16 protein-coding genes are annotated in these 12,923 nt (G+C 39.8%); 13 read left to right on the top strand and 3 right to left on the bottom strand.

The window, feature by feature from the left end:
• The first annotated feature begins 4 nt into the window (after nucleotides 1–4).
• The 7 genes from FTV88_RS03100 (at nucleotide 5) to FTV88_RS03070 (ending at nucleotide 5,689) form a co-directional block, all read left to right on the top strand.
• A complete protein-coding gene (locus FTV88_RS03100; RefSeq protein ID WP_153724361.1) occupies nucleotides 5–370 on the top strand; it encodes a hypothetical protein in 366 nt (121 codons plus the stop codon).
• Between the two features lie 212 nt (nucleotides 371–582).
• Complete coding sequence (locus FTV88_RS03095; RefSeq protein ID WP_153724360.1) at nucleotides 583–1,164, top strand: hypothetical protein; 582 nt, start codon at nucleotides 583–585, stop codon at nucleotides 1,162–1,164.
• A gap of 752 nt (nucleotides 1,165–1,916) precedes the next feature.
• The gene (locus tag FTV88_RS03090) at nucleotides 1,917–3,113 is read left to right on the top strand and encodes a replication-relaxation family protein (protein WP_153724359.1); all 1,197 of its coding nucleotides are present in this window, start codon (nucleotides 1,917–1,919) and stop codon (nucleotides 3,111–3,113) included.
• 236 nt (nucleotides 3,114–3,349) lie between these two features.
• Nucleotides 3,350–4,432, top strand: coding sequence for an ATP-binding protein (locus tag FTV88_RS03085; RefSeq protein ID WP_153724358.1), 1,083 nt, complete (start codon nucleotides 3,350–3,352; stop codon nucleotides 4,430–4,432).
• A 227-nt stretch (nucleotides 4,433–4,659) separates the two neighbouring features.
• A complete protein-coding gene (locus FTV88_RS03080; protein ID WP_153724357.1) occupies nucleotides 4,660–4,902 on the top strand; it encodes a hypothetical protein in 243 nt (80 codons plus the stop codon).
• A 117-nt stretch (nucleotides 4,903–5,019) separates the two neighbouring features.
• The gene (locus FTV88_RS03075) at nucleotides 5,020–5,337 is read left to right on the top strand and encodes a hypothetical protein (protein WP_153724356.1); all 318 of its coding nucleotides are present in this window, start codon (nucleotides 5,020–5,022) and stop codon (nucleotides 5,335–5,337) included.
• A gap of 1 nt (nucleotide 5,338) precedes the next feature.
• On the top strand, nucleotides 5,339–5,689 hold the full coding sequence (locus tag FTV88_RS03070) for a hypothetical protein (protein ID WP_153724355.1): 351 nt from the start codon (nucleotides 5,339–5,341) through the stop codon (nucleotides 5,687–5,689).
• Nucleotides 5,690–5,745: 56 nt separating this feature from the next.
• On the opposite strand, the gene FTV88_RS03065 is transcribed toward FTV88_RS03070, so the two are convergent.
• Nucleotides 5,746–5,934, bottom strand: coding sequence for a hypothetical protein (locus FTV88_RS03065; RefSeq protein WP_153724354.1), 189 nt, complete (start codon nucleotides 5,932–5,934; stop codon nucleotides 5,746–5,748).
• Between the two features lie 103 nt (nucleotides 5,935–6,037).
• Here FTV88_RS03065 and FTV88_RS03060 point away from each other — a divergent pair, with 103 nt between their 5' ends.
• Nucleotides 6,038–6,568 carry a metal-dependent hydrolase gene (locus tag FTV88_RS03060; RefSeq protein WP_162007875.1) on the top strand — a complete coding sequence of 177 codons (531 nt, stop codon included), beginning with the start codon at nucleotides 6,038–6,040 and terminating at the stop codon, nucleotides 6,566–6,568.
• 23 nt (nucleotides 6,569–6,591) lie between these two features.
• Here the strand turns inward: FTV88_RS03060 and FTV88_RS03055 are convergent, their stop codons facing one another.
• Both FTV88_RS03055 and FTV88_RS03050 read right to left on the bottom strand, forming a co-directional pair.
• Nucleotides 6,592–6,810, bottom strand: coding sequence for a type II toxin-antitoxin system HicA family toxin (locus tag FTV88_RS03055; protein ID WP_153724352.1), 219 nt, complete (start codon nucleotides 6,808–6,810; stop codon nucleotides 6,592–6,594).
• Nucleotides 6,803–7,216 carry a RelB antitoxin-like protein gene (locus FTV88_RS03050; RefSeq protein ID WP_153724351.1) on the bottom strand — a complete coding sequence of 138 codons (414 nt, stop codon included), beginning with the start codon at nucleotides 7,214–7,216 and terminating at the stop codon, nucleotides 6,803–6,805. Before FTV88_RS03050 ends, FTV88_RS03055 begins: the two co-directional genes overlap by 8 nt.
• A gap of 219 nt (nucleotides 7,217–7,435) precedes the next feature.
• Between FTV88_RS03050 and FTV88_RS03045 the strand changes: the two genes are divergently transcribed.
• From FTV88_RS03045 to FTV88_RS03025, 5 genes are all read left to right on the top strand, one after another.
• Entirely contained in the window at nucleotides 7,436–7,666 is a 231-nt protein-coding gene (locus FTV88_RS03045) for a hypothetical protein (protein ID WP_153724350.1), read from the top strand.
• A gap of 76 nt (nucleotides 7,667–7,742) precedes the next feature.
• Nucleotides 7,743–10,154: a type IV secretory system conjugative DNA transfer family protein gene (locus FTV88_RS03040; protein WP_162007874.1), complete on the top strand. Its 2,412-nt coding sequence runs from the start codon at nucleotides 7,743–7,745 to the stop codon at nucleotides 10,152–10,154.
• 23 nt (nucleotides 10,155–10,177) lie between these two features.
• Nucleotides 10,178–11,047 (top strand): hypothetical protein, encoded by an 870-nt coding sequence (locus FTV88_RS03035; RefSeq protein WP_153724348.1) that lies wholly within the window; start codon nucleotides 10,178–10,180, stop codon nucleotides 11,045–11,047.
• A gap of 67 nt (nucleotides 11,048–11,114) precedes the next feature.
• On the top strand, nucleotides 11,115–12,167 hold the full coding sequence (locus FTV88_RS03030; protein ID WP_153724347.1) for a Fic family protein: 1,053 nt from the start codon (nucleotides 11,115–11,117) through the stop codon (nucleotides 12,165–12,167).
• A complete protein-coding gene (locus tag FTV88_RS03025) occupies nucleotides 12,164–12,778 on the top strand; it encodes a hypothetical protein (protein ID WP_153724346.1) in 615 nt (204 codons plus the stop codon). Before FTV88_RS03030 ends, FTV88_RS03025 begins: the two co-directional genes overlap by 4 nt.
• The last annotated feature ends 145 nt before the right edge of the window (nucleotides 12,779–12,923 follow it).

Raw genomic sequence — 12,923 nt, 5'->3', positions numbered from 1 at the left:
GATTATGCGCAATCGCCAGAAAGTCCAGTTTTGGGTGGTAGAAGATTCACCTTTATCCCTGGCTCTAGAAAAGCTTGATAAAGGTGAAAAAGGTCCTTTTGTTCGCTTGCTTGCTGAAGAAGCACTTGTAAATCATCATCGTAATGCTTCTAATGAAGATACAATAGCGGTTCAGGTACAAAACGATGAAGCTTTAGAAGAGTTACGAAGTATTCGGCACCTACTAGAAAGGCTGGTAGCGAGGGTCGAAGAGGGGAAGCTGCAGATTGCTCAAGATAATTCAACTGCTTCACCGAAAGCAAACAAGAGTGACGAAGATGAAATAGCTACTTTTCTAATGGATTCTATCAACGAAATACTAGGGAGTTAAATAAAAAAGGCGATATCCCAACCATTTTGCTTGGGATATCGCTGTACTCCAATGTGTATTCCAGATTGTACTCCATAAAAAAACTTACTGTAGCAATACTTAACGAAAAAATATCAGCTTGCTTTATCCTGACTAAATTAGTGGGGATACAATTGTACTCCAACTTATACTCCATTTTGTACTCCACTGGATACAGGGGGATATGTTAAAAAATGAAAGAAATTGACCGGTTAGAGCAGTATGTAGGGAAGTTAAAGAGGGTCACAAGCACATATCAGTTAGAGTTAGGGCGTATTTCTAGTGAACTTGCCCGAATGCAAGCTCAGGATAGAGCGATTCCTGTGTTATATGAAGAAAGTAAGTTAGACATTCTACGTAAAGACGTTCTAAAAATCACTGTTCCTGAGTATCCAGGACGATATGCAGATCTCTATGACACTAAGGGAAACTTGAATCTAGAAGCTATCAAGCAAGCTAAGGACAGTTGGTTCGGGTACATTGGAAGTGCTGTGAAGATTGCGCGTTATACCACCGAAGCATCAATGGGAATCCCATGGGATAGTGCACTTGTTTTTGTTTGTTATTACATGCCTGAAAACAGGGTCTGGGACGTTGATAACAGAGCAACATCTATAATTATTAACGCATTGACCAGAAACGGCATTGTCAAAAAAGACTCATGGGATTGCCTTAGTTTTGCAGTACAAGGATTCAAAGACAAGGTGAATCCAAGGACAGAAATTCTTATTATAAGAGATAAAGAGTATCTGCTAAAAGTCTTGTCATTTTCCTAAATTCAATACATCATGTTCAACCTTGATTTCGGTGTGACTTTGCATGGTGTTAAGTATTACTCTTTTTTGTGCTAATCAAAAGATAGTTGAATCTAAAGAACATTTATAAGCTTGATAAACCTTGTTGCGTAAGGATCTAAGCCACGTTCAAACTTCTAATTTCAACCTTGAATTTAAGATAGGTGTTGGATTTAGATAAAGTCCTATTGGGTTGCAATTTCAACCTAGAGATATAGCAAGGTATCGAAAGAGAAAGGCAATCAGAGATGTATAGAGGTGAGGGTTTGTAAAAAGCACTGCTTTTACAGACCCTCTTTTTCATGCTACTTCAGGCTTGGCACGCGACAGCGGGACAAGCTACACGCCCACTCAAAAAGCGTAGTTCAGGAAATTGCAAATCATAGATGGGCAAGCTCGGCACTCGACAGAGGGACGAGCGTCACGACTTAATAAGAAGCAGCGGTTTCATTTATCAAGCGGTAGTTTCTTCGTATCTATGCGGTGACCTGTCCAGCATTTTTCATGAACTAAGCCAAGCTCGATACGCGACAGCGGAGCGAGCAACACAATCAGAAAGCCGAAAAGAACAAAAGCACCACGCCAGTTTTCCTACACAAACACGAAATAATCCACAACCAAATAAAAGTTGTGGATTATGTGGATAAGTTGTTACTTTCATGCTCGACACGCGACAGCGAGGCGAGCCTACGTAACTATCTATGTGAAACCAACAGAAAAGGAGTGCAGCACCTTTGGCTGACAACCTAAGCAACCTAACGAAACGTGATAAAGATATACTGGTTACGCTGTACCATAACAGAACATTGACAATCAACCAAATCTATCGCATGTTCTTTCCTCGTTCCTTGGAATATTGCTACAGTCGATTAAAAAAACTCGAGAAAGTTTTCGGTGTGATAAACGGAAAGGTCCTAAAAGCACCATTAGGCAGCCGAGACAATCCTGCTGGAACAGGCATCGAAGCGAAATGCTATGTACTAACGGAAAAAGGAATTCGCCTTGCAGAAAAATCTCAAGGACTGCCACAAACAAGACAAGCCTGCTACAACGCTCCAAGTGACCAATCTAAACTTCGGTTGCAAACGAAAATTAATGACGTATTGGTTGCTGTGGTAGAGCATGGGCTATCTCAAGAGCTTGAGTGGATAGATTCTAGAACCTTAAAAGAACAGTACAGCTTATCGCGAAACTTGTACCTAGCGGGTGCTGTCGCTAAGCGAGGAAAGGACCCCAACTTACTCTGGTACCTACCAGAACACTCTACTGAAAGAGCGATAACAAATATATTTAACCAGGTTAGTACCGTAGCAGACGAAGGAAGGCACCAAAACATAGCAGTTCTATGCGAAACGACAGATGTCTGGAAAAACGCTATAAAGCATTACAAGAGCCTTCCATCCCACAGCCAACCCATCCTAAACAGGCTGAGTATCATTCATGCAAAAGATGTTCCTTATCTGCTTTGGCATGAAAGCGACCGCATGAAGCAGGTCTTAGAAGAAGAACTAGAGCAAGACCTTACATCAGCAGAATACGGAGAACGAAGATTTCGTTACACGACGAAAGAAGGTAAAAAGATTGCAGAGCTATTCATTTCCGATGTTCGTCATGTCAGACAAATTAATCATTACGTAGTTCAACCAGGTTATGAAGATGATCTAATTGTCTGCTACTGCAATCCTGATTACTTAGAGGTGCTGGATCAACCCGTTCTAGATAAACTCGAGCTACGGTTTGTCGGCTTCAGACCACAACCTTTGTTAGAGCCTGTCGTGTATGAGAGGGAATGGAAAAGAAATAGGCGAGTGAGCTTTACTATCCCGGAAGAAGTGTATTCGAAGTTACAGAAAGAAGTGGAAAATAGGGGATTGGATACTGTAGAAGAGTTTATAAAAGAGATGATTGAAAGGAAGACTGTCGAGATTTAATGAACTTCATTGTTGTTAGTAGATAAGCTTATACCCCTAATTGCTAGTAGATATATTCGGAATTTAGATCATGGACAAAGTTCGACAAAACAGACAAAAACAAATATTGAAAAACTAAGAAAAAATCCTTTGAATTACAAATTTCGACAGGTTTTTTCTTTTGGAAATGTTATACTCTTTAAAACATCAGCGATTGTTCAGCAAGAAAGTAATAAACGATTGGAGTTGTTTGGCTGTTGAGTCACTGGCTAGAAGATCAAAACTCTAGCTTGGAAGGAGCTAATAGGAATACATTTTTAACGAAAGAAAAGTTATTCGAATCAGAACACTTTGCTGAACTATCTTTAGACATATTACTAGTTCACGATTATAATTGGCAAATTATCACGATAAACTCTGCTATTGAAGAAATACTTGGATTTAAACCTGAAGAAGTGATTGGTAAGAGATGTATAGACTTAGTTCATCCAGAAGAACGAGAAAATGTTCAGAATATCATAGCGGAAAATACAAAAAAGAAAGTCAAATACAAAAATCGTATTTTATGTAAAGATGGTACTTATAAGTGGTTTCAGTTAAATGCGATTCCTATAGAAAAAGAAAACCGAATTTTCGTTGTTGGCAGAGATGTAACTGAAAAAGAGCGAATGATGGAGCAGTTAAAGAAATCTGAACGACTAAACTTAATTAGTCAACTCGCTGCTGGGTTAGGACATGAAATTCGGAATCCCTTGCAATCTGTTAGAGGGTTCTTACAACTTTTCGTAAAAAAGTATCAAAACGAAAAAGAACACTTAGAACTGATGATTTCAGAATTAGACAGAGCGAACCACATAATCACGGAATTTTTGTCGCTCTCGAAAAATAGATCGAAGAATCCCGTACCACTTAACTTAAACAGTGTGGTAGCTAATCTTTTTCCATTGATCCAAGCGAAGGCTTTTACAGAAGGGAAGGATGTCAGATTAGACTTAAACATTTCTGCAAATATAATTGGTGACGAAGAAGAGCTGAAACAACTAATATTAAATTTTGCTCAAAATGGCATTGAAGCAATGGAACCCCAAAAAACTCTTACAATACGAACTGCTTCAGACCAATCTTACGTTCTACTTACTGTTATCGATGAGGGAAAAGGTATTCCTTCAGAGGTTTACAGCAAGATGGGGACTCCCTTTGTTACAAGTAAGGCCGATGGAACAGGTCTGGGATTGGCTGTTTGTTACAGTATTGCGGAACGGCACAAAGCAAAAATAGAAGTAGAAACAAGTTCTAATGGGACAAGCTTTTCAGTAAAGTTTCCAAAAAAGTTGAAATAGTCAAGCCTTATTGCCTGACTCTAACGTAAGTTACTGAACAGGAGCTTGAAAAGAACCTATCTCAAGACTTCTTTGAGATAGGTTCTTTCGCGTCTCAATATCTAATTACGTTTACGTGGGTGAGATAGCAATGGATGCACGAAAATATGCTTTTCCTTAGTTGATAACTTCTTTTTCCGGTAAAAAGAAAATGAAATAAAAAAATGTCTAATAGGAGGTCAACCTTATTGCTCAAACAGCTACTAGACATAGAAAACTCACTTGGCGATCCAATGTTGGTTTATCGAATCGGTAACAATCTTGGTTTAACCGCACACCGTATTGGCAATGGTGCGGAGGTTTTCTTCGGCAAAATTGAAAATGGTCGAGTGCGAATCGACCCAGTCAGCCAAATTGTATTTGATAGCTGGGAAGAGACATTAAGCTTTATTGGACAGTTTTCGGAGTTAAACGAAAACTGTCCTTTTTAATAGCAAGAATAAGATAATCAAAAAATATCTTCGGAGATTTACCAAAGTTTGTTAATAAATTAGAGCTATGTTAATGTTAAAACATACGTACTAAGCAAAACGAAAGGGGACTTAATAATGGAACAAGTCGGCAATTTACTATCGCTTCTTAAAACTAGCAAAGCACTTACGGATAAGGTAGAACGTCTTAATGTCGTTGTCGAAGGTAGCTATTGCTATGATGAGCTGAATGAGCTTGATAATTTGATTTTAGATCTAGCTGGTATACCGCAGCATGACTTTAATGTAGAGCAAGGTGAGGGCTTTTCAAGGGATTACTTTATGGAACTAGTCTTACGTTTTCGATACAACGAAATCGAAAGCGAAGAAGTTGTGTCAAGGTTGTTGAACTGGAGGCAGCTTGCTCATGGTGATTGCTTCAAAAAGGAAGCATGAGATGTACTGGAAAAACGAAGAGCATAAAAGTCGCTACATGATGTTTTTGGTGCTAACAGGTAAGAAAAAGTTAGATTGCGAATATGGTTCTGCTTTGTACCTGTTGGCAGCGATCACTTCCAAGAAATCGATGCTTATTAGCCAGTTTATAGATGACGAAGGTATAGACTTTGTTGAGCTTCAGGAGTCTTCTAAGGAGTGGAGCCGTAGCGAAAAGGCTATGATTCACCTCGCCGCCAATCTTTTTTCAGCAGGATATATGGAAGCCGATGTATATAGCAGTTTCAGTACTTTAGATCCAGAAAACACGAAAGCTGCGATTCAGGCTTTATCGATACGTTTTTCGCCCTAAAAGTAGACCCCTCGATTTTAACAAGAGATCGAGGGGTGACTTGGTTTATGCCCCTATTAGCGTTGCTTGTTTAGTTCAAAATGATAAATTTCTTGTTCTAGTTCTTTTTTAAATTGATTTCGCAATTCTTCCAATTGATGAATTTCAACCGTTTCTGATAAGAAAGGCTTTTCTTCTTCTAAGATATCAAATATCCCAATTTTCTTTTCACTGAGTTCCCCATTTAGCTTTATATATCTTAACAAAGCACTCACCTCATCAACAGAAATATGCTGTCAAAGCAAATAAAAGAAGTGAAACACAGTCATTTACTAGTCAAGAATCTTGAAAAAAAGAAAGAAGGTACATATGCTGTGGAAAACACACGCCTTGGCTGGAGCAAGCCTGGGCGTTTTTCTTTCGAATCAAGTCGATACTGCTATCTTTATCCCTTCACTGGCCGGAACTCCTGTTGAACCATATGCTATTCTTGCAATAGGCGCGATGGCAGGTGCTCTAGGTTCACTACTACCAGATATAGATCATCCAAGCAGCAAGCTTGGGAGCAAATTATTACTGCTCCCAAGCTTGCTAAAAATAACAATAGGACACCGTGGACCAACTCACTCAATCGTGGGGGCGGTCACGGTGTCCTTTCTTGTATGGCTTTTGCTGTCGATGATCTATCCATTAACAAACATGGCTCTCTATGTACTATTGCTGGCCGGTTATATTTCTCATCTAGTACTTGATAGCCTTAATCCGCAAGGTGTAGCTTGGTTGTGGCCTGTTACAAGAAAGAAATTCAGAATACCTATGTTTGATACAGGTGGAGTAGGAGAGAGCTTAATAGTCATCCCATCATTAGTAGTACTTCTTATCTTAGTTATGGTTTTGTAGAGCAAAACATCAATAAAATCAGTTCAACAATGTTTATTAAAATATTCTTGGCTTACTAACAACTGTTTCTTTAGAATCTCACGCCATAGTGAAGGTTTGATTTCACCCGTTCCCATAGAAACTTTTGTTCTCTTAACAGCACCATCAGGCATTACTTTTCGAAAAAAATAGTGGTCTGTATTTTTATAAAGTTCCCAGCCATCACGTTCACAAAAGCGTTTTAGCTCTTTCCAACTAGGCATCGATGAGACCTTTAACATGCTCTAGATCTGATTGTGTCAAAACGTGAAGGATATAAGGCAAATGATTTTTACGGTTAGGGGAACGAGAGTACAGCTCAAAGTTTTCCATGTACTCATCGGCATACTCAATCAGATCTTCAGCTAATGTTTCTTTTAATGACTCTAAGCTTTCAGCGTTTGCAACTAAGTCTATTTCTTTTAACGAACCACTGTATGTGCCATCAGCTTCTTTTGTAAAAACAATAGAAAAACGATGTTGCGCCAAGATAAGGTGTAAGTGCTCTAATGAGATAGCTGCAAAGGTATCACGAGTTCGTTTTACAATGGCAGGCTTGCTATGAACTACATCATCAACAAATTTGCTCCAATTTTTTCGGACTGCTGTAGAATCCAATATTCCTTGCACGAGTATCCCCTCCTGGACTAACCTATTTTTTCGAATAACCTTTCCCCCCCATTATACAGCTTTAACAAAACGTACACAACGTACATTTTATTGTACGACAATGAAACCTGTTATATTCCTACAAAAAAGTGTAAAGAGATTATGATGAAACAGATTTTTTGAAGATTGCTCATCAGATAGTATTTTCACTGAAATCGGTTAATAGGAGGCACGAGGTATTTGCTATGGCACGATCTTGGGATTACTACTGGAACAAAGATACGAGGGCGCTTGAAAACATCTAACGGAAAGTATTTAGCTTTTCAGGGCAACATTCAGGAGCTTTACCCGAAGTTTGCCTTGATAAGAGAAGAAGGAAGGGCTTATTTTGATACGATACACATTAACGATTTTGTTCAAGGCACATTTTTGATCGCAACTACAAGGAGGGAAGGTGATGGTTCTGCTTGATAAAATAGTGCTTAGTCTATCGCTTTTGTTATTCTTTTTATCTGCTATCTGGTCTCTAAAGGTAGGAGGTTTGTGGTTGCCGTTTAGCTTTATCCTTGTAGCTCTTATTGGTTATGTGGTGGCAAGCAAAGATAGCAGAGACACACAGAAGCGTAATCGTTATGGTTGGAGTGCAATCGTGAGCTTTTCTTGGTTTATCACAGTCCTGCTCAGTATGGTTTTACACCCATTTTTGGTACACCTGTCAAGGACAGAAGGAGCGACTTTTTTTCATGGAATGATAAGTTTTACTGTATCTATGATACCTTTTTTGCTACTTCTGATAGGTGGTCTATTCTTTTATCAGTTTCATGCCAAAAATGATCCAAGAGTAAAGAAAGCAGAAGTAAATAGCAACGGTCTATGGCAAAAAATCACTTCGTTCTTCTCCAAAACAGAGAAAAAGACAGGTTCAGAAACCATAGACGTAGAGATATGCAAAGACAGAGAATCGGGCGATCCAGTCGTAATTAACGGCAAGGATCGCTTTTTGCATATGCTCGTTGTTGGCCCGACTGGTAGCGGTAAAACAAGCAGCATCATCAAGCCCATGTTATATCAGGATATGAAGCGTATTGCTTCCGGTGAAAAGATAGGTGTTACGGTCATCGAGCCATCGGGCGACCTTGCTGATTGGGTAGCTGAAATGGCGAATAAGATGGGCATCCCCTGTATCCATGTTGACCCGACCAAGCCAAACACGCATAAATTTAACCCCATGCAAGGAGAGGCTAACGCTGTAGCTGAAGCGACAAGGACGGTTCTTCGCTCTCTTTTTGGCGATCAGGAAGCTTTCTTTGCCCAGGTACAAGAATCAATGGCTCGTAATACCATATTGCTCTTAAAGCGGCTTCACGGAGACAAACTAGATTTTCTTTCGGTCATGCGGATATTACAAGATACAAAAGACTTAGAGCAAGCTGTCAAAGACTATGAAAGTAAGTATGGCTATGACGATTTAGTCCGTTATTTCTACTCTGAAGCATTCGGTGCCATGCGAGATAAGCTCTTTCAGTTTGCAACGGGCATTCGGCAGCAGTTAGCTGATATTGGTGGCAATGAGTTATTACAACGGGTGCTCATCGGAAACAGCGATATTAACTTAGACGATCACCTAAAAGGCGGTGGAGTGTTAGCTGTCAATACGGCCATGGGACCTTTAGGGAAGCTAGGCAACACCTTTGGACAGTTCATGATCATGCACTTTCAATCCGCTGTATTTCGTCGTCCTGGTGATGAATGGACAAGAGATCCCCATGTTTTGTGTATCGACGAGTTTCCTTTGTATATCAATCCAGACTTCATTCGGTTCTTAACCAATGCTAGAAAATATCGCTGTGCTGGTATTTTGGCAGTACAAGACCACGGTCAATTGCTCGATGCTGGAACCAGGTCTTTTAAGAATACGCTCTTGAACAACTGCCGTAACAAAGTCTGGTTTGGCGGCCTTTCGGCTGAAGATGCAAAAGAAGTGGAAACACAATGTGGTTCTGTAGAGATTCACTTAGAGCAAAAGACTTATGACGGGGCTATCTTTAAGCCCTTTTTGCCTAAGAGCATTAGAGAAACCGATACCTTAAAGCCACGCTTTGACTACACCTACATTATGGAACTGCCAGAGCGCCATGTGATCTACAAGATTGTGAAACAAAATAGCCAGCAACCTCCAAGGGAAGGCATCTGCGATTACGTTAAAGAGGAAAAGTCTGCTCTCGATGAGTTTTGGGAGCGAATCGAAAAAGTTATTCCTCAAGTTACTATGATAAAAAAATGGCTTGCTCTAAAGAAAAAAGCAGAAGCAGCCCTAAAAGATCCTGATGATGTCGAGCAAGCCGGTAGAGTGATTCGAGAGATTCAAGAACTAGAGCAGAACCTTTCGGAGTACGACAAAGATACGCTAGAAAAAAAGCTTTTTGGCAAGCTTCAAGACAAATTACGAAAAAAGCTAAAGCACATGAAAGAAAGGCTTGCCGTTGAGTGCATGGGTTTAACGCCAACTACGGAAGTAGTCAAAGAAAAAGCCCAAGAGATTCCTGAACCAGTAGTAGCAAAAGGAGGTGAAGAAAAAAGTTTTGAGATTATCTTTGTAGCTGATGAAAAAGAGCTTTCGGAGAATGCCAAAAAAGAGACAAAAAGAAAGGAGCAAAAGAAAGAGGATAGTGATCTAGTCGACCAGCAACCAAAAATCGTGACAAGTAAAGTACTTGAAAGCGTCATTAAGAAAGAGGCACTTGAGAAGGGGAATGTACCAGAAGCGAAGCCACTTTCATCTTCACCGGAACAAAACACGAAAGTAACAGAACAGAAAGCAGAGCAATCTAAGCCTAAGGAGGATAAGAAAAGAATTTGCCCTAGTTGCAGTCGTTTATTGGAGCAGAGAAAAGGTCGAAATGGATATTTTTATGGTTGTACAGGCTTCCCAAAATGCAAACATACAGAAAATATTTAATCAGCTAGTGGAGGGTTGTTATAATGAGTAACATAGTTTCATCACTTCGTCCTGAAGGTTACGAACAAGATCGAAAACAACAAGAATCAATCTGGCCAGAGATTTATCGAGCGCAACAAAACGGCCTGGTTATGCAAGGATTAGCAACAGGACTGGAACACTTAGAAGCTCCCGTCAGAGATGAAAAAGGCAAGGTTGTAGGCATTGAAGAACAACCTTGTCTTATTGTTTTTCTTGATACAGATGTACGAGTGATTATTCCCTTATCAGCAAGTGGCGTAAGCAACGAAGAGAGGCTACGTTTCTTGCTTGGGAAACAAGTCGCATTCAAGGTAAAAGCAGTCGATAGAGACATAAACCTTGTTGTTGCGTCAAGGCAGGAAGCCCTTCAACAAATTGCGAACCTCACATGGAAAGAGTTAGAAGTAGGAAAAACACGTGATGCTGTTTTTAGAAGAGTAGGTCGTAAATATGGTATGGTTGATTTAGGTGGAGTTTACACGATTCTAAAGGCTGAAAATGCTAGCCACGGCTATATTGAAGACTTACGAGAAAAGTATCAAGCTGGTGATACAGTCACTGTAGCAATTACTGGGCTGGACAAGGAAAAGAAAGAAGTTACTGTTAGCTTAAAGCCGTTACTAGCTGATCCCTGGCAAACAGTGCCCTCTAAGTATAAGCTCGGTGGCATGTACATAGGTGTAGTTACGGGAAACTCCGAATCAGGCTTTTTCGTGACATTGGAAACAGGCGTATATTCAAGAGTGAATCATCCTAAGTTTATTCGTATCGATGTAGGCGATAAAGTGATTCTTCAAATACAAGGTATCAATGCTGAAAGCAAAAGGATTAGAGCCGTCATAACAGCAAACATCACGGGAAAGCGTTTTTAGTTCACAAAACCTTGTTGATATATATCATATATGTGGTTATGATATATATCATGAGGTGGTTTTTGATATGATGTCTTTTCGTGATAACTATTTAGATAATGCAGCTTGGCCCAATGTCATGATCCGTTTGATTGGAGAAATACGTGAATTCAAAGGCAAAGAAGCACTTTTTGAAAAGCAAGCTCCAGAAGTATTACGGCAACTGAAAGAGGTTGCCGTAATACAAAGCGTGGAGTCTTCAAACCGTTTAGAAGGCATTGAAGTAGCAAAAAAAAGGCTTGCTTTGTTAACAAAAGACAAAACAAGCCCTATGAACCGTTCTGAAGCAGAAGTAGCAGGCTATCGTGATGTACTTAATACCATTCATGTTTCGGCATCTTACATGGCTTTATCTCCGAGTCTAATGCTACAAATGCATCGTGACTTAATGTCCTATGCAACGGGAAGTGGTGGACGGTGGAAAGCAAGTGACAATGTCATTAAAGAGTCTTTGCCTAGTGGTCAAGAAAGAATAAGATTTGTTCCAGTTCCAGCTTGGAGGACACCGGAAGCAATTGGCGAGTTACTGATGAGATTTCAGGAAGCCAAAAATGTGGGCAATGTCGATGAATTATTGCTTATTGGAGCTTTTGTATTAGATTTTCTTAGCATTCATCCTTTTGCAGATGGAAACGGCCGAATGGCACGTCTATTGACACTTTTGCTAATGTATCAGAGTGGCTATCAACTTGGTAAATATATAAGCCTTGAAAAAATAATCGAAGAAACAAAAGAATCATATTATGAGACCTTGGAAAAGTCTTCTCAAGGATGGCACGAAGGAAAACATGACATTATTCCTTGGCTCACTTATTTTCTCAATATGATTCTAAAAGCATATCAACGCTTTGAAGAGCGTGTCGGTACGGTTCGACAGGAGCGAGGTTGGAAGGAAAAGCACGTTAGAGAAGTAATCAGTACGATGGAAAGTAAGTTTAGAATCGCGGACCTTTTAGAACGTTGCCCTGATATCAGCAGACCAACAATTCAAAGAGTATTAAATAAGATGAGTCATGCTGGTGAAATTGAATGTTTAGGAAAAGGGAAGAATGCCTTGTGGCAAAAAAGGAGTAGCAAATGATACAGAGAGTTGAATCTATAAGCTGGGGGAGAGTCAATATTGACCCTCCCCCTTTTGATCTTACCGATAGAGATAAAAAGCTAATTAAAACCCTAGAAACTACGCATTATCTAACAGCTTGGCAGATTGCTCAGTTATTTTGGCAAGGGAACCTTGAAAACGCTAAAAGTCGCTTGAAAAGACTTGCAAAAAAGAATCAGATAAAGAAAAACTGGCTTAGGACAGGTGATCCTTTGTCAGTTGCTTTTTATAGTGCCAACAGTACGTCTGCGGTGCCTGAGCTGCAAGCCTTAAAGATTATGACAGGTAACATGATTTATGTGAGATTGCCTGAAGCAGTTAGGGAGCATTGTAGTTGGATAACGAGAAATGCTAATCCTTTTACGGCTTCGTTTTCGATGGATAACGAAGAGCATTATGTTGTTGTGGCTCGGAATTATCCTATGGAGATATACAATCTTGCTTTTGAGTTACGTTGGGCGGGGGATAAGAAGATTCTTTTTATTGCTCCAGATGAAGATATGCTGGAAGAAGCTAAAGAGTTCTTAGAGCCACTGGACTTGAATGTGCTCATCTTAATAGATGCTACTTTAATCAGTAGTTCAATATAAAAATTCAAAACCTTTACGATCTCTTTAACGCAAATGACTGGGGTGCAGTCTGGATTGTTGAGTGCCCACAACTTCTAATATAGTTTTAAACGAACTTTGTTTACTATTCCAATCTGTATGCTGGAGGTCGTAGGTGGTTAGTTTT

The organism is Heliorestis convoluta, from assembly GCF_009649955.1.
Lineage (GTDB): Bacteria > Bacillota > Desulfitobacteriia > Heliobacteriales > Heliobacteriaceae > Heliorestis > Heliorestis convoluta.
Note: the sequence above shows the minus strand (reverse complement) of the source record. Positions and strands in the feature narration are given on the sequence as shown.